Annotated in this window: 17 protein-coding genes and 1 tRNA gene; 7 read left to right on the top strand and 11 right to left on the bottom strand. The window is 66.7% G+C overall.

Going from position 1 to position 16,662, the window contains the following annotated elements:
• Nucleotides 1-42 precede the first annotated feature (42 nt).
• Genes WG902_RS12725 through WG902_RS12715 form a run of 3 tightly spaced genes read right to left on the bottom strand, consistent with a single transcriptional unit; the run spans nucleotide 43 to nucleotide 2,794 of the window.
• Nucleotides 43-939 carry an isocitrate lyase/PEP mutase family protein gene (locus WG902_RS12725; RefSeq protein ID WP_340060458.1) on the bottom strand — a complete coding sequence of 299 codons (897 nt, stop codon included), beginning with the start codon at nucleotides 937-939 and terminating at the stop codon, nucleotides 43-45.
• A gap of 26 nt (nucleotides 940-965) precedes the next feature.
• The gene (locus tag WG902_RS12720; RefSeq protein ID WP_340060457.1) at nucleotides 966-1,502 is read right to left on the bottom strand and encodes a 3-isopropylmalate dehydratase; all 537 of its coding nucleotides are present in this window, start codon (nucleotides 1,500-1,502) and stop codon (nucleotides 966-968) included.
• Nucleotides 1,499-2,794 carry a 3-isopropylmalate dehydratase large subunit gene (locus tag WG902_RS12715; protein ID WP_340060456.1) on the bottom strand — a complete coding sequence of 432 codons (1,296 nt, stop codon included), beginning with the start codon at nucleotides 2,792-2,794 and terminating at the stop codon, nucleotides 1,499-1,501. The genes WG902_RS12720 and WG902_RS12715 overlap by 4 nt, the downstream gene beginning before the upstream one ends.
• A gap of 172 nt (nucleotides 2,795-2,966) precedes the next feature.
• Here WG902_RS12715 and WG902_RS12710 point away from each other — a divergent pair, with 172 nt between their 5' ends.
• Nucleotides 2,967-3,761: an IclR family transcriptional regulator gene (locus tag WG902_RS12710; protein ID WP_340060455.1), complete on the top strand. Its 795-nt coding sequence runs from the start codon at nucleotides 2,967-2,969 to the stop codon at nucleotides 3,759-3,761.
• Nucleotides 3,762-4,249: 488 nt separating this feature from the next.
• On the opposite strand, the gene WG902_RS12705 is transcribed toward WG902_RS12710, so the two are convergent.
• On the bottom strand, nucleotides 4,250-4,474 hold the full coding sequence (locus tag WG902_RS12705) for a DUF6494 family protein (RefSeq protein ID WP_340060454.1): 225 nt from the start codon (nucleotides 4,472-4,474) through the stop codon (nucleotides 4,250-4,252).
• A gap of 272 nt (nucleotides 4,475-4,746) precedes the next feature.
• Between WG902_RS12705 and WG902_RS12700 the strand changes: the two genes are divergently transcribed.
• The 3 genes from WG902_RS12700 to WG902_RS12690 are packed head-to-tail and all read left to right on the top strand — an operon-like array spanning nucleotide 4,747 to nucleotide 7,399.
• Nucleotides 4,747-5,493, top strand: coding sequence for an SDR family oxidoreductase (locus WG902_RS12700; protein WP_340060453.1), 747 nt, complete (start codon nucleotides 4,747-4,749; stop codon nucleotides 5,491-5,493).
• A 7-nt stretch (nucleotides 5,494-5,500) separates the two neighbouring features.
• Nucleotides 5,501-6,508, top strand: coding sequence for a bestrophin family protein (locus WG902_RS12695; RefSeq protein ID WP_340060452.1), 1,008 nt, complete (start codon nucleotides 5,501-5,503; stop codon nucleotides 6,506-6,508).
• Nucleotides 6,509-6,514: 6 nt separating this feature from the next.
• Nucleotides 6,515-7,399: an RNA polymerase sigma-70 factor gene (locus WG902_RS12690; protein ID WP_340060451.1), complete on the top strand. Its 885-nt coding sequence runs from the start codon at nucleotides 6,515-6,517 to the stop codon at nucleotides 7,397-7,399.
• Nucleotides 7,400-7,584: 185 nt separating this feature from the next.
• Here WG902_RS12690 and WG902_RS12685 read toward each other — a convergent pair.
• Nucleotides 7,585-7,674, bottom strand: a tRNA-Ser gene (locus WG902_RS12685).
• 87 nt (nucleotides 7,675-7,761) lie between these two features.
• A complete protein-coding gene (gene serS / locus WG902_RS12680; protein WP_340060450.1) occupies nucleotides 7,762-9,072 on the bottom strand; it encodes a serine--tRNA ligase in 1,311 nt (436 codons plus the stop codon).
• 56 nt (nucleotides 9,073-9,128) lie between these two features.
• On the opposite strand from serS, the gene WG902_RS12675 reads away from it, so the two are divergent.
• Nucleotides 9,129-9,542 carry a VOC family protein gene (locus WG902_RS12675; RefSeq protein ID WP_340060449.1) on the top strand — a complete coding sequence of 138 codons (414 nt, stop codon included), beginning with the start codon at nucleotides 9,129-9,131 and terminating at the stop codon, nucleotides 9,540-9,542.
• Here WG902_RS12675 and WG902_RS12670 read toward each other — a convergent pair whose 3' ends face one another.
• From WG902_RS12670 to WG902_RS12660, 3 genes are all read right to left on the bottom strand, one after another.
• A complete protein-coding gene (locus tag WG902_RS12670; protein ID WP_340060448.1) occupies nucleotides 9,543-10,484 on the bottom strand; it encodes a threonine/serine dehydratase in 942 nt (313 codons plus the stop codon).
• Between the two features lie 88 nt (nucleotides 10,485-10,572).
• Nucleotides 10,573-11,505, bottom strand: coding sequence for a 4-hydroxy-3-methylbut-2-enyl diphosphate reductase (ispH, locus tag WG902_RS12665; protein ID WP_340060447.1), 933 nt, complete (start codon nucleotides 11,503-11,505; stop codon nucleotides 10,573-10,575).
• Nucleotides 11,505-11,981, bottom strand: coding sequence for an FKBP-type peptidyl-prolyl cis-trans isomerase (locus WG902_RS12660; RefSeq protein ID WP_340060446.1), 477 nt, complete (start codon nucleotides 11,979-11,981; stop codon nucleotides 11,505-11,507). The genes ispH and WG902_RS12660 overlap by 1 nt, the downstream gene beginning before the upstream one ends.
• A gap of 56 nt (nucleotides 11,982-12,037) precedes the next feature.
• Here WG902_RS12660 and radC point away from each other — a divergent pair, with 56 nt between their 5' ends.
• Nucleotides 12,038-12,715, top strand: coding sequence for a RadC family protein (radC, locus tag WG902_RS12655; RefSeq protein ID WP_340060445.1), 678 nt, complete (start codon nucleotides 12,038-12,040; stop codon nucleotides 12,713-12,715).
• A complete protein-coding gene (locus WG902_RS12650) occupies nucleotides 12,712-13,347 on the top strand; it encodes a Smr/MutS family protein (RefSeq protein WP_340060444.1) in 636 nt (211 codons plus the stop codon). Before radC ends, WG902_RS12650 begins: the two co-directional genes overlap by 4 nt.
• A 95-nt stretch (nucleotides 13,348-13,442) precedes the next feature.
• Here the strand turns inward: WG902_RS12650 and WG902_RS12645 are convergent, their stop codons facing one another.
• Nucleotides 13,443-13,847, bottom strand: a complete 405-nt coding sequence (locus WG902_RS12645) for a group II truncated hemoglobin (RefSeq protein WP_340060443.1) — start codon at nucleotides 13,845-13,847, stop codon at nucleotides 13,443-13,445.
• Nucleotides 13,848-14,136: 289 nt separating this feature from the next.
• Entirely contained in the window at nucleotides 14,137-16,662 is a 2,526-nt protein-coding gene (locus tag WG902_RS12640) for an ABC transporter permease (protein ID WP_340060442.1), read from the bottom strand.

Here is a 16,662-nt window from a genome sequence, read left to right as displayed (position 1 = left end):
GAAAGTGTTGAATGGCTGAAAGTGTTGATTGGCCGCCAGTGTTCAGGCGGCGCGCTTGAGCGGCGCGGCGCCGAGCTCGTAGTAGGCCTGGCGCTCCTCGATCGCTTTCCAGCCGATCACTTGCTTGAAATCCGGCATCGTGGTCTGCCCGCAGGGCAGGCCGTCAACGTCCCCGTTGCGCCGCGCGGCCAGCACGCGCAGGTTTTCCTGCAGTGCGTGCGTGATGGTCATCAGCGACACGACCGGATAGGTGGCGAAAGCGGCGACCGATTCGATCTGCTCGCGGCTGAGTTTTGCCATCCATGTTCCCTGCATGAGTTGTAGCGACAGGCGCCGCCCCGAAACTGCCTTGAGCTTCACCAGGTCGTCGTAGCCCTTGAAGGTGCGGGAGATGGGCTGGACCAGGTCGGCGCCCGCCTCCGCATATTGCGCAGCGCGATCCAGCGCCTCCGAGGGATCAACCGCGTCCGTGCGCGCGACAATCATGAAGTCCGGGTCCTGGCGCGCATCCACGGCGGCACGGATTTTCGCGACGGCATCGCGCACCGGAATCACCGACATCGAAGTGGCAGCCGCGGGACAGCGCTTGGGACTGAACTGGTCTTCCAGCGTGATCGCCGCCACCCCGGTCTTCTCGAATTCGCGCACGGTGCGCGCGACGTTGATCACGTTGCCATAGCCTGTGTCGGCATCGGAAACGATCGGCTTCTTCACGATGTTGGAGATCCGGTTCACCACGCCGAGATTCTCCGTGAGCGTGTAGAGCTCCACGTCCGGCTGCCCCAGGAGCGAGGCTGCGATGCCAAAGCCGGTCGTGAATACGCCGTCGAAGTCGGACTGGTCGACAAGCAGGGCGGACAGCGCGTCTTGCGCACCGGCCATGAAGAAAGTGGGTCCCGAGTTGATCCGGGTGCGCATGATCTTGCGAAGCTCAGTCATGGAGATTCCTTGGTGGTGGATAGAGATCAGGCTCTCGCCGGTGTGGCTTGGTCCTGTTTTGCCAGGCGCGCCTTGAGATAGGGGATGAAGCCCCCTGCCATCAGCGTGCCGCGCTCGATCGACGACAGCGCTTCGAAAGGCAGCTGCTTGCCGCTGCCGAGGTTGGTGACGGTCAGTGCGTCCCAGTCGACCTTCAGTTCATCCCAGCGCGTGGTGATCGCCCGGATGCCCGGGCAGGTGATGAGCGGAAAGCCCATGCTGATTTCGCCGCGAAAGAAGCCGGGCGAGAAAGACTCGGCGATCACGCCGGCCACGCCGAGGTGGCGCATGGCGCGCATCGCCGGATAGTGCGGGTGCCCATAACCGAAGTTGTGGCCGCCCACCAGCAGGTCGCCCTTCTTCACCAACCTGGCGAAGTCGGGGTCGTAGGTGGTCATGGTGACCGCTGCGAGTTCCTGCAGGTCTGACAGCTTGATGTTCTTGATCCCGATGATCAGGTCGATGTCGAAATCGTCTTCCTTGAAGATCCAGGCCGCGCGGCCCTGCAGGTTGGGCAGGCTCATGCGACGCTCCCTTCGATGGCGGCGGGGGCGGCGGCGGCCAGGTACGGGCGCGGATCCGCAATGCAGCCCTCGATCGCCGAAGCGGCGACCACCGCCGCATTGCAGATGAAGATTTCCGAGTCGGCGCTGCCCATCCGGCCGGGCGTGTTCAGCGTGCCGGTCGAGACCGCGCGCTGTCCGTCGCTCATCGTGGCGATGCGCCCATAGCAATAATCGCAGCTGGAGGAACTGATGAATGCGCCCGCGTCCACCAGGGTGGAGATCAGGCCTTCCCGGGCGGCCTGGGACATGATCGCCTGCGACGTCGGCACCACGTGCAGCTGGAAGCCGGGCTTGATCTTGCGGCCGCGCAGCACGTCGGCAGCCACCCGCAGGTCTTCCAGGCGGCCGCTGGCGCAGGAGCCCAGGTAGCCGGTGTGGACCTCGAGCCCGACATAGTCGGTGAGGTCGCGCGTGTTGGCGGGGCTGGGCGGCGCCACAACGATCGGGGTCAGGTCGGTGACGTCGATCGTCACTTCCCGGTCGTACACCGCATCGACGTCGGGATAGACTGCATCGAGCTCGATCTTGCTGCGGCCCTTCGCATGGGCCAGCGTCTTGGCGTCGGGCGCAATCAGCATCGTCGTGGCGCCGAGGAACATGGCCTGGCCGCAGATGGTCTGCCGGCCTTCGATGCTCATCGCATCGATCACCGGGCCACCCAGCTCCACCACCTTGAAGCGACAGGACGACGGCCCGAGCACGCGCACCATGTGATGGAACACGTCACGCGCCATCACGCCGGGCTGCAACGAGCCCGTGATCGTGATCTTGACCGTGCCGGGAACCACCAGGGCCATCCGCTCGCTGACGAAGGCCTCGATCACGCCCTTGCGCACGCCCATGGCAAGGGTGCCGAAGGCGCCGAGCTGGCTCACATGGCCGTCGAAATGCACCGCGAAGGCGCCGGGTGTCGCATAGCCCAGTTCGGCCGAGACCTGGTGGCCGATGCCTTCACGCTCGTGCACCGGAACGCCCTGGGCCTTGCCCCAGGCGCGCGTCACCTTGTGCATCTCCTCTTCCTTGGGCGCGGTCGCCGGCACCATGTGGTCGATAAAGAGCACGAAGCGTTCGGGGCCCGGCACCTTGTCAACGCCGAAGTCTTCCTTGGCTTCCTTGAAGAACACGTCGGTGTAGCCCGGGAAGTCGTAAGCGATGACGAAGTCGGGTCGCGCCATCAATTCTTCCCCCGGCCGCACGCTCTCGCGGCCGCTGGCGCGGGCCAGGATCTTTTCGGTCATCGTCTGGGGCATCGAGGCCTCCTAAAAAACCACATCGTGGATTTCGTGTGTTTCAAATGCGGGGACCAAATTACAGAGTTTGTCGGCTCTGCCGACGCAGGAGGTAAACCCCTATTTATCCACAATGTGGATTTAATTTAGAGTCGGACGCCGTCGTGCTTGCAGGAGAAGTCAAATCGCCAAAGTGCAGACCCCACCCGAAGGCAGCTCCAGAACCGGCACCCAGAGCATCGAGCGCGTTGTCGGCATGCTTCGCGTGGTCGCATCGCGCGGGCGCGGCGGCATGCGGATCGCCGAGGTCGCCGTCACCAGCGGCTTGCCGCAATCGACCTGCTTTCGCATGCTGCAGCGGCTCGAGATGGAAGGTCTGGTCAGCAGGGAGGCGCACACCCGCAAATACTTCCTGGGGCCACTCCTGCATGAATTGGGCCTGCTGGCGCGGCCGCGCTATCGCCTGAGCGAACTTTGCGACGGCGCGCTGCACCGTCTTGCGGACGTGACGCAGGACACGGTCTACCTGAGCGAGCGCAGCGGCATGGAGGCCGTGTGCACCAACCGGGCATTGGGCGACTACCCGATCAAGGCCATGGCGCTGGACATCGGCATCCGCCGCCCGCTGGGCGTCGGCGCCGGCGGGCTCGCCATCCTCTGCCGGATGCACGAGGCGGAAGCCGAGGCGATCATCGCCGCCAACGGCCATCGCTATGAGAAGTTCGCCGGATTCACGGCCGATTTCCTGCGTGACGCCGTTGCGCGCGGCAGGACGCAGGGTTACTCCTTCCTCGACAGCGCATTGACGCCTGGCACCGCCGCCGTGGGCATGGCGTTCCCGGCAGGGAACCCGGTCGGCGCCTTCAGCATCGCGGCCATCTCGTCGCGCCTCACGGTCGACCGGCGCGCCGAGATAGCCCGTGAACTGGCGCAGCAAGTGCGCAAGATCGAGGGCGCAATGAGCAGCGCCGGCGGCATTGCGGGATAGCCTCCGGAGCCGGATGCAGCCAGCCCCGCGCCGCTTCCTGGCACCATGCATCTGTCCCGACGCACTTTCCTGCTCGCCCTTGCAGCCGCCCGCCGTCGATTTGCCGCGCCACTCCAGCGTGCCGGGCGGAATCTCCCCGGTCCTGCTGGGAGCTCACGCTGTACTGCTCTTGAGCGAAACCAGCGTGCGCCCCGGCGATGCGCTGCGCGCCGGCGAGCCCTTCGTTGCGCAATGGACGTGGACCAGGCCGATCCGCCACTCCCTCGCGCCGTAGACCGCGCGTTTCTTCGCTCATTCCGGCTTGATGCCCTTTTCTTTGATCAGCCGGGTCCAGCGTGCCGTCTCGGCCGAGATCAACGAACCGAATTCTTCGGGAGTGCCGCCGCCGACCACATTGCCCGGCGTCGTGATGCGTTGCGCAAGGTCCGGCTCCTGCAGCGCGCGATTGATCGCCTGATCCAGCTTGTCAATGATCGGCTTGGAGCACTTCAGGACGCGGGGCCAGACGCCTCCAGCCTGATTTCTCCATCGAATGGGGTTTTCAGTCCCAGCCCGGCGATCTCCAGCGTCATCCGGGCTGGAAAGGTTTCCGTGCCCGAAATCGCGCCTTCCTGCACCGCTCGCGCAACGGCGTGCTCGATCTCGCGCTGCGAATTGACGCCCACCATCTTCAGGAACTTGCGGATGCTGATGTTCAGCTCTTCCTCATTCATGGCTGTCTCCTTGTGAGACGCCATGATGCGCCGACTGCCGGTCCGACATCATCGACCGCTGGGCGAGTCAAGAGGCCGTCGACTCTCACGCCGGCAATTCGCATGTGGCCGAAGTGAATGGAGCCAATCCGATGGGTCGAACTCATCGATTTGCCTAGTTTTTCTGGCCCGCGCTGTCACAAGCGCCCTTCCCCGAACGTCTAGCAAGGGTGGCGGGGCTTTTCTTGGTCTCGCTTTGCGGCGCGTCCACTTACCGTTATCGAAAGAACTCCATGAAGATCGTCGTCATCGGCGGAACCGGCTTGATTGGTTCGAGGCTCGTCCAACGCCTTCGCACCAGCGGCCACGAGGCCGTGGCCGCCTCACCCAACACGGGCGTCAACACGCTTACCGGGGAAGGGCTCGACGCCGCACTGGCAGGTGCTGACGTCGTGGTGGACGTTGCCAACTCACCCAGTTTCGAGGACAACGCCGTACTGTCCTTTTTTCAAAAGTCGGGCAGCAACCTTCTGGCCGCCGAGACGCGCGCCGGCGTACGCCACCACGTCGCCTTGTCGGTGGTGGGCACCGCTCGCCTGCAGCAAAGCGGCTACTTCCGCGCCAAGCAGGTGCAGGAAGACCTGATTCGAGCCGGGGGCATCCCCTACTCCATCCTTCAGGCGACCCAGTTCTTCGAATTCGTCGCTGCGATCGCCCAGTCGGTCGGCGACGGACCGGTGGTGCGAGCTTCATCGGCATCCATCCAGCCGATTGCCGCCGACGATGTGGCCGACGCAATGCGCGACATCGCACTGGGCTTGCCGCTGAATGGCACAGTGGAGATCGCTGGGCCCGAGCGAATGACAATGAGCGAACTGGTCCGCCGGTTTTTCCGCGCCAAGGGAGATGACCGCGAAGTGATCGCGGATCCGGCCGCGCCGTATTTCGGTGCCGTACTGGAACCTGGCACGCTGGTCCCGGCCGGCGGCGCGCGCTTGGGCGCCGCAAGACTCGACCCGTGGCTGGCGAGCGCAACGTGAGCGCGCATTGAACGTCGGCAAGTCATATCGGTTGCCGGAATTCTTGCGGTGGACGCGCCGCAAGCTGTATCTACTGGTCGCGCTGTCGTCGTTGCCGGTCTTGCTGGTTGAATACGCCGGCTGGCAGGGGCTCGCCATACCCTGGGTGGCAGTGGCCGTGCTCGGTACCGCCACTTCGTTCATCGTTGGATTCAAGAATGCGCAGACCTACCAGCGCACCGTGGAAGCTCAGCAAGTGTGGACATCCATCGCCGCCTCCAGCCGGTATTGGGGATTGATCTGCCGGGATTTCCCTGTACACGGGGACCAGGCGCGGGCTTTGACGCTGCGCCATCTGGCGTGGCTGACGGCGCTGCGCTATCAGTTGCGCAGTCCACGGCCGTGGGAGACAGCTCGCAGCGCATCGAACGCCGAATACGGCAAAACGCTGATCGTCGCCGAAAGGCAAACGCCGCTTTCCACAGCATTGCGGCCATATCTGAGCGATGAGGAGTTGGCAGAAATAACGGATGCGCCCGGCAAGGCGACAAGGCTGCTGTCGCTCCAGAGCGAAGCCATCCGCGCGCTTTACACGCAGCAGCAGATCGTCGTGCTGCACCACACCGAAATGCAGAAGACGATCAAGGATCTGCTGGACCAACAGTCGCGCGCAGAGCGGATCAAGAACTTTCCTTACCCGCGCCAATACGCCATCGTCAACAGCATCTTTGTCTGGAGCTTTGCGGCTTTGCTGCCGTTCGGGCTGGCGGCGGAATTTGCCCGTGCCGCCAGCAGTTTCCCCGCAATTTCCTCATTGCTGGTCACTTGCCTCGCGATCCCGTTCAGCGTGCTGATTTCCTGGCTGTATGTCGCGCTCGACCAGGTGGGCGAGAGCACGGAAAATCCGTTTGAAGGCGCGGCGAATGACGTCCCGATCACTCAAATCTGCCTGTTGCTGGAGAATGAGCTGCGAACCATGCTGGGCGAGGTGCAAACGACCCGGCTGACGCGTCCGGTCAACCACATCATCCTTTAAGGCCTTATGCACGATGCAGCGCAGGTGTTCGAATCGTCCCGGCGCAAGCTGCAAGGCATCGCGTACCGGATGCTCGGCTCGGTGCCGGACGCCGAAGAGGTCGTTCAAGACGCCTGGTTGCGCTGGAGCGAAATTGAAGATCCCGGCGGTCTTGAAAGCGTGGAGGCCTGGCTCGTCACAGCCACCAGCCGGCTCGCGCTTGACCGTCTGCGGGCGGCCAAGGTGCGCCGGCAGCACTATCCTGGCTTGTGGCTGCCCGAGCCCGTTCTTTCAATGTCGCCGCCCACGCCGGAAGAATTGCTGGAGCGGGCCGACGACATTTCGGTGGCGTTCCTCGTATTGCTGGAGAAGCTTGCTCCGGAAGCACGTGCAGCCTACCTCATGCGTGAGGTGTTCGACGTCGACTACCCGCAAGTCGCGGAGGTCATCGGAAAGAGCGAAGCAACCTGTCGCCAGCTGGTCCACCGCGCCAAAGAGCAGCTGCGTGACGGCCAGCCACGCTTTCGCGTTTCGAAGGACGTCCACCACCAGCTTCTCAGCCGCTTCGCCGCGGCGGCCACACAGGGGGACTTCGCCTCGCTCAAGTCGCTGTTGGACGAGGATGCCGAGCTGATAGGCGACGGTGGCGGCAAGGTCAACAGCTTCGCCCAGCCGCTGCGCGGCGGCCAGCGGATTGCACAACTGTTCTACGCGGCGCACCTTCGCTATGGGAACGGACTGCGAATGCAGCTCGCCATGATCAATGGCCACTGGGGATTGCTGCGCTTCATGGACGGGCAGCTGGAGTCAGTACAGTCGATGGAATTCGACGGGCAACGGATCGTCCGTGTCCATGTGCAGCGCAACCCCGACAAGCTGGTGCAGGCCATGGCGATGCTCGGGGCAGGATGAGTTGTACTTGGATTTGAATGCACCCTGGCCGGGACGCGACGCGGAGCGCCGAAGTCGATGAACGCACCATGCGGTATCCGTGAATGCTTCGCCAGGGCAGGCGCTCGCGGGAGGGCAACAAGCCCGCCACAGGAAAATGAAAAAGGCCTGGCGCTATGTGTTCGATAGCGGCAGGCCTATGTCTATGGCGGAGAGGGTGGGATTCGAACCCACGGTAGGGTCGCCCCTACGCCTGATTTCGAGTCAGGTACATTCGACCACTCTGCCACCTCTCCTGAATTCGGTTCGCGTGGTGCGAAGGCAGCTATTGTAGCGGGTGCCGGGAGCCCGACGGCGGGGTGCGGCTTCCGCCGCAACCCGCCCTACGCAGCCAGCCGCTCCAAGCCTCCCAGATACGGCCGCAGCACCTCCGGCACCGTCACGCTCCCATCCGCATTCTGGTAATTCTCCAGCACCGCCACCAGCGTGCGGCCCACGGCCAGGCCCGAACCGTTGAGCGTGTGGACCAGTTCGTTCTTGCCCTGCGCCGTCTTGAAGCGCGCCTGCAGGCGCCGCGCCTGGAAGGCCTCGCAGTTCGACACGGAGCTGATCTCGCGGTACGTGTCCTGCGCGGGCAACCACACCTCCAGGTCGTAAGTCTTGGCGGCGCCGAAGCCCATGTCGCCGCTGCACAGCAGCATCACGCGGTAGGGCAGCTTCAGCTTCTGCAGGACGGCTTCGGCGTTGCGCGTCATTTCCTCCAGCGCCTCGTAGCTCTTGTCCGGATGCACGACCTGCACCATCTCGACCTTGTCGAACTGGTGCTGGCGGATCATGCCGCGCGTGTCGCGCCCGGCGCTGCCCGCTTCGGAGCGAAAGCAGGGCGTGTGCGCGGTCAGCTTCATGGGCAGCTGCGACTCCGCCAGGATCTCGTCGCGCACGAAGTTCGTCAGCGTCACCTCGCTGGTGGGGATCAGGTACAGCGACTGCTGGTCCTCGTCGCCCAGGCCCTCCTGGCCGCCCTTGCTGACCGCGAACAGGTCGGCCTCGAACTTCGGCAGCTGGCCGGTGCCGCGCAACGTGGCCTCGTTGACGATGTAGGGCGTGTAGCACTCGGTATAGCCGTGCTCCTGCGTCTGCACGTCCAGCATGAATTGCGCGAGCGCGCGATGCAGCCGCGCGATGGGTCCCTTCATCACGGTAAAGCGCGACCCGCTGAGCTTCACCCCGGCGGCGAAGTCCAGTCCGAGCGGCTCGCCGATGTCCACGTGGTCCTTGGCTTGGAAGCCGAACTTCGCGGGCGTGCCCCACTTGCGCACTTCGACGTTGGCCTTCTCGTCCGCACCGACCGGCACGCTCTCGTGCGGCAGGTTGGGCACGGCCAGCAGCAGCGCCTGCATCTCGGGCTGGATCTGCTCCAGGCGCGCGGCCGACTGCTCCAGCTCCACCTTGGCCTGCGCCACTTCGGCCATCACGGCGTCGGCGGACTCGCCCTTCGCCTTCAACTGGCCGATCTGCCTGGAAAGCTGGTTGCGGCGCGCCTGCAGCTCTTCCGTGCGCGTCTGGATGGTCTTGCGCTCGGCTTCCAGGCCCTGGAAGGCCGCGACGTCCAGGAAGGCCTGGGGAGACTTGCGGGCCTCCAGCCGTGCCACCACGGAAGGAAGGTCTTTTCGTAACAGGTTGACGTCGAGCATCGGATGATTTTATTCCGCCGCCTGAGTACGATGATCGACCCACCCTGGAGGACGCCATGACCATGCAATTGGATTGCTACCTGAGCTTCGCGGGGAACTGCGAAGAGGCCCTGAATTTCTACGCTCGCTGCCTGGGCGGGAAGATCTCCACGCTGATGCGCTACGAAGGATCGCCGATGGACAAGGATCTGCCCGCCAACTGGAAGCAGAAGGTGATGCACGCCACGCTGGAAGCCGAAGGCGCGCAGATCATGGGCAGCGACTTGCCGCCGGGCATGGCACTCAATGGCTACAACGGCTTCACCGTTTCCGTCTACATCAAGCAGGATGTGGAGCGTGCGCGCAAGGTGTTCGACGCGCTGGCGGACGGCGGCCAGGTGCGGATGCCGTTCGCGCCGCCGTTCTGGGGCGGGCACTTCGGCATGGTGCAGGACAAGTTCGGCGTGCCGTGGATGGTGAGTTGCGAGTGATCAGGCCAACGTCGCCGGATCCACGTTCGCCCCGCAGATGATCAGCGCCACAACTTCCCCCGACGCCGGCACATAGGCGCGGGTCTGCAGCGCCGCCAGCGGCAATGCGGCCGCGGGTTCGACGGCCAGCTTGAATTCCTTCCAGAGCGTGAGCTGCGCGGCACGAATCGCGGCGTCCGGCAGCAGCAGCGCATCGGCCACATGCCGTTGCGTGATCTCCCACGCGATCGCGCCGATGCGCCGGGCGCCCAGGGAGTCGGCAGCGATGCCGCTGACGGCGACGTCGACGGGCACGCCCGCTTCGCGGGCGCGGTACAGCGTCGGGGCCAGCTCGGGCTCCAGCGCGATCACGCGGCTGGCGCCTTCGAACCAGGCCGCGACGCCGGCAATCAAGCCGCCGCCTCCCACGCTGACCAGCACGCTGTCCGGCGCATCGCCGCCCTGTTCCTGGATCTCCATCGCCAGCGTGCCTGCGCCGGCCACCACTTCGGGCTGGTCGTAGGCATGCGTGAGCAACGCGCCGGTCTCCCCCTGGCGCGCGAGGCACGCGTGCAGCGCGTCGGCATAAGCGGCGCCGGTCACCACCACCTGCGCGCCCAGCTCACGCAACTTGGCCTGCTTGGCCGCGCTGCTGACGGTGGGGACGAACACTTCGCAGCGCACGCCGAGCGCGCGCGCAGCCGCAGCGGTGGCGATGCCCGCGTTGCCGCCGGACGCGACGATCACGCCGCTGGCGGGGATGCGGTTGGCCAGCAGCCGGTTGTACATGCCGCGCGCCTTGAAGCTGCCGCCTACCTGCAGGTGCTCCAGCTTCAGCCACACCTCGCCGCCGGCGACGCCGAGCTCGGCGGCGGGCAGCTTCCACAGCGGCGTGCGGCGCACGAAGCCGCGGCCGTCGCTGGCGAAACGTGCCGCGGCGGCAAGGATGTCGGATGGGGTCATTGGTTCGGGGGAGGGAGCCCTGGGTCCCCGCCTGCGCGGGGATGACGGAGAGTGGCGGGGATGACGGAGAGTGGCGGGGATGACAGGCTTACAGCCTCAATCCCTTGGGCATCGGGAACTTCACCGTTTCCTGGATGCCGTCCATCTTGCGCACGGAGACTGCGCCCAGCGCCTTGATGCGGTCGATCACCTCCTGCACCACCACCTCGGGGGCCGAGGCGCCCGCGGTCAGGCCGACCCGGGTCTTGCCATGCAGCCATTCGGCCTTCAGCTCCGAGGGGTGGTCGACCATGTAGCTGTCCACCCCGAGCTTGCGCGCCAGTTCGGCCAGCCGGTTGCTGTTGGAACTGGTCGGGCTGCCCACGACGATCATCACGTCGACGTCGCGCGACATCACCTTCACCGCGTCCTGCCGGTTCTGCGTGGCATAGCAGATGTCCTGCTGCTTGGGCTCACGGATCATCGGGAAGCGGCGCTTGATCGCCGCACTGATCTCCGCCGCATCGTCCACCGACAAGGTGGTCTGGGTGACCACGGCCAGGCGCTCGGTCTGCAAGGGCTGCACGCCGGCCACGTCCGCCACGTCTTCGACCAGGTGGATGCCGTGGTCCAGCTGGCCCATCGTGCCTTCCACTTCCGGATGGCCCTTGTGGCCGATCATGATGAATTCGTAGCCTTCCTTCGCCAGCTTGGCCACTTCGATGTGCACCTTGGACACCAGCGGGCAGGTGGCGTCGAACACATGAAAGCCGCGTTGCTGCGCCTCCGCCTGCACCGCCTTGCTGACGCCGTGCGCGGAGAACACCAGCGTGGCGCCGGGCGGCACGTCCGCCAGGTCCTCGATGAAGATGGCGCCCTTGGCCTTGAGGTCGTTGACGACGAAGGTGTTGTGCACGATCTCGTGGCGCACGTAGATGGGCGCGCCGAATTTCTCGATGGCGCGCTCCACGATGTCGATGGCGCGGTCCACGCCGGCGCAAAAGCCGCGCGGCTCGGCCAGCAGGATTTCCTGGGCGGCCATCAGAGCACCCCGATCACCTGCACCTCGAAGGTGACAGGCTGGCCCGCGAGCGGATGGTTGAAGTCGAACAGCACGGCATCGGGCTTGCCGTCGCCGTCGCGGTCCTCGCCGATCTGCCGCACGGAGCCCGCGTACTGGCCCTGGCCGTCCGGCGTCGGGAACGTGACGACGTCACCGATGCCGTAGCTTTCGTCCGGGTCCCCCATCTGGACGAGGAGCTTGCGGGCAACCCACTGCACCATGTCGGGGTTGCGATCGCCGAAGGCCAGGCCCGCGGGCAGGTCGAAAGAAGCGCGTGCGCCCTCTTCCAGGCCGAGCAGCCGCTCTTCCAGGGCGGGCGACAGCGCACCGGTGCCCAGCGACAGCGTGGAGGGCTTGCCTTCGAAGGTGTTGATGATGTCTCCTGCCGGGCCGCGCAGGCGGTAATGCAGCGTGAGGAAGGAGCCAGGTTGCACCCGGAGAGCAGAGGAGGCCATGGAAAGTGTTCGATAAACTTGCCCCATTGTAAAAGTCAGGGGCGGAAGGCACCGAGATGATGCTCAAAGACCTGCCTGCCGACGCCCGGCCACGCGAAAAACTGCTGGCACGGGGTCCGTCCGCCCTCAGCGACACGGAGCTGCTGGCCCTGCTGCTGCGCACCGGCACCCGCGGGCGCGGCGTGTTCCAGATGGCCGACGAGGTGCTGGGCAAATTCCGCGGACTGGCCGGGTTGCTGCACGCCAGCGGTGACGAGCTGAAAACCGTGCACGGCCTGGGCGGCACGGCCAAGCGCTCGGAGCTGATCGCGGTGCTGGAGCTGGCGCGCCGCGCCGTAGCCGAGCAATTGAAGGCCCGCGAGGTGTTCGGCTCCCCGGACGCCGTGAAGAATTACCTGCAGCTGCACCTGGCCCACCGTCCCCACGAGGTGTTCGCTTCGCTCTTCCTGGACGCGCAGAACCGGCTGATCGCGATGGAAGAACTGTTCCGCGGCACCTTGACCCAGACCAGCGTGTATCCGCGCGAAGTGGTCCTCAAGGCCCTGCACCATCACGCCGCTGCGGTGGTGTTGGCCCACAATCACCCCAGCGGCACCGTGCAACCCTCGCGCGCGGACGAAGCGCTGACGCAGACGCTGAAGGCCGCGCTGGCGCTGGTGGACGTGCGTGTGCTGGACCACGTCATCGTCGCACCCGGGCAGGCGCTGTCGATGGCGGAGAAAGGGCTCCTTTGAAGGCGAAGTCGTTGCAGGACCTGGCGGCCATGCGCACGCACCTGGCGGAGCGCGAGCGTGCCGAACGCGAGCTGGCCGCCGCGCGCGCCGAAGCCAGGCGCAAGGCGGATGCCGAGCGCGACCTGTTCCAGCGCGCTGCCGGCGTCGTCAAGCAGTTGCCGCACCACGGCCGCGTGCATCACGTGCCGGAGCCGCCGGCGCCCATCCCCGCGCAGCGCCAGTTGGACGACCAGCGGGTGCTGCACGAGTCGATCAGCGACGAGTTCGATGCGTCGACGCTGCTGGAGGTGGACGATGCGATGAGCTTTCGCCGCCCGGGCATCGGCATCGATGTCGCCCGCAAGTTGCGCCGGGGACATTGGAGCATCCAGGCCGAGATCGACCTGCATGGCCTGCGCCGCGAGGACGCGCGCGAGGCCTTGTCGGCGTTCCTGCGCGACGCGGTCACGCGCGGCGTGCGTTGCGTGCGGGTGGTGCACGGCAAGGGCCTCGGTTCACCCGGCAAGACGCCGGTGCTCAAGGGCAAGGTGCACGGCTGGCTGGTGCAGAAGAACGAGGTGCTCGCGTTCGTGCAGGCGCGGGCGGATGAAGGCGGGGCGGGGGCGGTGGTGGTGTTGTTGAAGCCGGCGTAAAGGCGCGCGGCGGGCGATGTCGGGGTCGCTGCGCGAACCCGACCTACGGTGTTCGAAGGGTTCGTAGGTCGGGTTGCCGAAGGCACCCCGACGTTTCACCCCGGCGCGTTGCGCATCCAGTCGGCCGTCTGCATGAACGACTCCCGCAAACGCGCACGCAGCTTCTCATCGACCCCTACTTCACCCATCGCCTGGTCCATGGCCGCCACCCACTGGTCGCGCTCCTTGATGCCGATCTTGAAGGGCATGTGGCGCATGCGCAGCCTGGGGTGGCCGAAGCGATCGGTGTAGTGCTGCGGGCCGCCGAGCCAGCCGCAGAGGAACCAGAAGAGGTTGTCGCGGGCGCGGTGCAATTCAGTGCCATGCGCTGCGCGCAGCTCCGCGAAGTCCGGCTCCAGGTCCATCAGGTCGTAGAACCGGTCGACCAGCGCCCGGACTTTCTCTTCGCCGCCGATCCACTCGAACGGCGTCTCTTTCGGGGGCTTTTCCTGGATCTGCATTCCTGCATTTTCGCAGGTGGAGCCTGCGCGGCAGGGCAACGGGCCTGCGTTGGGTCGAGAAGGGGGCGCAGGCTAGGCGCGGGGGCGGGTCAAGCCTGGCCGGCTTGACCCGTGACCGCAACGACGCATGCGCCCCCTTATCGGCCCAACCCTTCGGGCCGCTACCTGCAAGAGCGCCAGGCGTTGTTGCGGCCTCCTTGTGTACGTAAAGTACACGGCCTCGGCCGCGCCTAGCCTGACGCTCTTGCAGATAGCGGCGCAGGCCCGTTGCCCTGCCGCGCAGGCTCCACTATTCAGCCGCCCTGCGCAAGGTTTCCACCACCGGCCGGTTCAGCACTTCGCGCAAGCCCCACCAGCCCGCGGCCAGCGCCAGCACCGCGCCCGCCAGGGCACCCGCCAGGGGCACCAGCGGCGACGCGGTCCACGTGAAGTCGAAGGCGTATTTCGCCAGTCCCCAGCCGACGACCGATGCCACCATGCTGGCCAGGAAGCCGGCGAGCAGGCCCACGCCGATGAGCTCGGCGCGCTGCACCTGCCGCAGCAGGCTGGAGCGCGCGCCCACCGCACGCATGATCGCGAATTCGCGCGCGCGCTCCTCGCGCGTCGCGCTGACGGCGGCGAACAGCACCACCAGTCCCGCGGCCAGCGTGAAGCCGAACAGGAATTCCACCGCGCGGATCACCTTGTCCAGCACGCCCTGCACCTGCGTGATGGTGGCCGTCATGTCCACGTTGGTCACGTTGGGGAAGGCGCGCACCAGCGCATTGTCGAACCCGCGCCGCTCCGGCGCACGGTACGCGCCCATGTAGGTGACCGGAACGTCCGGCAGGCGGCTGACCGGGTACATGACGAAGAAGTTCGCCCGCATCGAGCTCCAGTCCACCTTGCGCAGCGACGTGATCTTCGCTTCGCTCTGCGTCCCGGCGATGTCGAAGCGCAGCGTGTCGCCCAGCTTCAGCCCCAGCGTGGTGGCAATGCCTTCTTCGACGCTGATCGCGCCTGCCTCCTCGGGCTGCCAGCGACCGGCGACCACCTGGTTGTGGTCCGGCTGCTGCGCGGCGAACGACAAGTTGAATTCCCGATCCACCAGCCGCCGCGCGCGGTCTTCCGTGAAGTCGTCGGGCGTGATGGCGCGGCCGTTCACGCCCACCAGGCGGCCGCGGAACATCGGGAACCAGTCCATCCGCTTCACGCCAGCCGTGCGCAGCGCAGCGACGAAGGCCTCGCTTTGATCGGGCTGCACGTTGATCACGAAACGGTTCGGCGCATCCGGCGGCGTGGCCTGGCGCCAGCTCGCAATGAGGTCGGTGCGCAGCAGCACCAGCAGCACCAGCGCCAGCAGGCCCACGGCGAGCGCGCTGGTCTGCACCACCGTGTAGGCCGGCCGCGCGCTGATCTGCCGGGTGGCCAGCACCAGCCAGCGCGGCGCGGTGGCTTCGTTCACCACGCGCCGAAGCAGCTTGACGGCCACCCAGCTCAGGCCGGCGAAGACGAGCACCGCACCGGCGAAGCCGCCGACGGCGATGCCTCCCAGCTTCAAGTCGCTGCTCGCGGCCAGCAGCAGCGCGGCGAAGCCGGCAATGCCGACCGCCAGCACGGCCAGCGACGCCGGCTTCAGGTTGCCGACGTCGCGGCGGATCACGCGCAGCGGCGGTACCTGCGCCAGCTGCAGCACCGGCGGCAAGCCGAAGGCGAACAGCAGCGTCAACCCCATGCCGAGGCCGAACGCCAGCGGCCACCCACCCGCCGCGGGCAACGCGGTTTCCACCAGGCCACCGAGCAGCGCGACGAAGACGAAGTGCACGGCAAAGCCGACCGCCACGCCGAGCAGGCTGGCGAACACGCCGATCAGCGCGAACTCGAACGCATAGCTCATGGCGATGGTGCGCTGGCTCTGGCCCAGCACGCGCAGCATGGCGCAGTCGTCCAGGTGCCGGCTGGCAAAGCCGCGCGCGGCCAGCGCCACCGCCACCGCGCTCAGCAGGGCGGCGAGCAGTGCGACCAGGTTGAGGAATTTCTCGGCGCGGTCCAGCGTCTGGCGCATCTCCGGCCGCCCGCCTTCGAGCGACTCGACGCGCACGCCGCGCACCTCGGGTTTCGCCGCCTCCGCCACCGCCCACGCGGAGAAGCGGGCGACGGCGGCATCCGGGCCGGCGACGGCGAAGCGATAGCCGACGCGGCTGGCCGGCTGCACCAGCCGCGTGGCCGGCAGGTCGTCGACGTGGATCATCACGCGCGGCGCGAAATTCAGGAAGCCGCTGCCGCGATCCGGCTCCACGGTGATGATGCGCGCGACGCGCAACTGCGCATCCCCCAGCAGCACCGGGTCGCCGATGCGCACGCCCAACGACTCCAGCACCGCCGCATCGACCCAGGCCTCGCCGCGCGCGGGCACGTCGCGCGTCGCCTGTCCGGCGGCGTCCGCATTGGCGGACGTCTGCAGGTTGCCGCGCAGCGGATAACCGGCCGGCACGGCCTTCAACGCGACCAGCCGCGCACCGCCGCCCTGCGCATCGGTCGCCCGCGCCATCGAGGGGAAGACCAGCGTGGTCAGGCTTTGCAGCCCCGCGGCGCGCGCCTGCGCGATGAAGTTCGCCGGCGTCGGCGCATCGCTCACGACGACGGCATCGCCACCCAGCAACTGGCGGGCGTCGCGCGCCAGGCCGCCCTTGAGCCGGTCGGCGAAGAAGCCGACGGCGGTGAGCGCGGCAACGGCCAGCGTGACCGCGACGATCAGCAGGCGCAGTTCGCCGGCGCGCAGGTCGCGCCACAGCGTGCGCCAGCCGAGCGAAAAGGCGGACGAGGTTCGGGTCAT

It is taken from the genome of Ramlibacter sp. PS3R-8 (assembly GCF_037572435.1).
GTDB lineage: Bacteria > Pseudomonadota > Gammaproteobacteria > Burkholderiales > Burkholderiaceae_C > Ramlibacter.
The sequence above is the reverse complement of the archived record's forward strand: the minus strand, read 5'-3'. Positions and strand labels throughout refer to the sequence as shown.

Coding starts and splice junctions, on each gene's coding strand:
- ispH (WP_340060447.1), bottom strand. CDS start 11,505: ATGGCCGCCCAGGAAATCCTGCTGGCCGAGCCGCGCGGCTTTTGCGCC.
- WG902_RS12720 (WP_340060457.1), bottom strand. CDS start 1,502: ATGAGCCTGCCCAACCTGCAGGGCCGCGCGGCCTGGATCTTCAAGGAA.
- WG902_RS12725 (WP_340060458.1), bottom strand. CDS start 939: ATGACTGAGCTTCGCAAGATCATGCGCACCCGGATCAACTCGGGACCC.
- WG902_RS12675 (WP_340060449.1), top strand. CDS start 9,129: ATGACCATGCAATTGGATTGCTACCTGAGCTTCGCGGGGAACTGCGAA.
- WG902_RS12660 (WP_340060446.1), bottom strand. CDS start 11,981: ATGGCCTCCTCTGCTCTCCGGGTGCAACCTGGCTCCTTCCTCACGCTG.
- WG902_RS12705 (WP_340060454.1), bottom strand. CDS start 4,474: ATGAATGAGGAAGAGCTGAACATCAGCATCCGCAAGTTCCTGAAGATG.
- radC (WP_340060445.1), top strand. CDS start 12,038: ATGATGCTCAAAGACCTGCCTGCCGACGCCCGGCCACGCGAAAAACTG.
- WG902_RS12645 (WP_340060443.1), bottom strand. CDS start 13,847: ATGCAGATCCAGGAAAAGCCCCCGAAAGAGACGCCGTTCGAGTGGATC.
- WG902_RS12715 (WP_340060456.1), bottom strand. CDS start 2,794: ATGCCCCAGACGATGACCGAAAAGATCCTGGCCCGCGCCAGCGGCCGC.
- WG902_RS12690 (WP_340060451.1), top strand. CDS start 6,515: ATGCACGATGCAGCGCAGGTGTTCGAATCGTCCCGGCGCAAGCTGCAA.
- serS (WP_340060450.1), bottom strand. CDS start 9,072: ATGCTCGACGTCAACCTGTTACGAAAAGACCTTCCTTCCGTGGTGGCA.
- WG902_RS12670 (WP_340060448.1), bottom strand. CDS start 10,484: ATGACCCCATCCGACATCCTTGCCGCCGCGGCACGTTTCGCCAGCGAC.
- WG902_RS12640 (WP_340060442.1), bottom strand. CDS start 16,662: ATGACCCGAACCTCGTCCGCCTTTTCGCTCGGCTGGCGCACGCTGTGG.
- WG902_RS12700 (WP_340060453.1), top strand. CDS start 4,747: ATGAAGATCGTCGTCATCGGCGGAACCGGCTTGATTGGTTCGAGGCTC.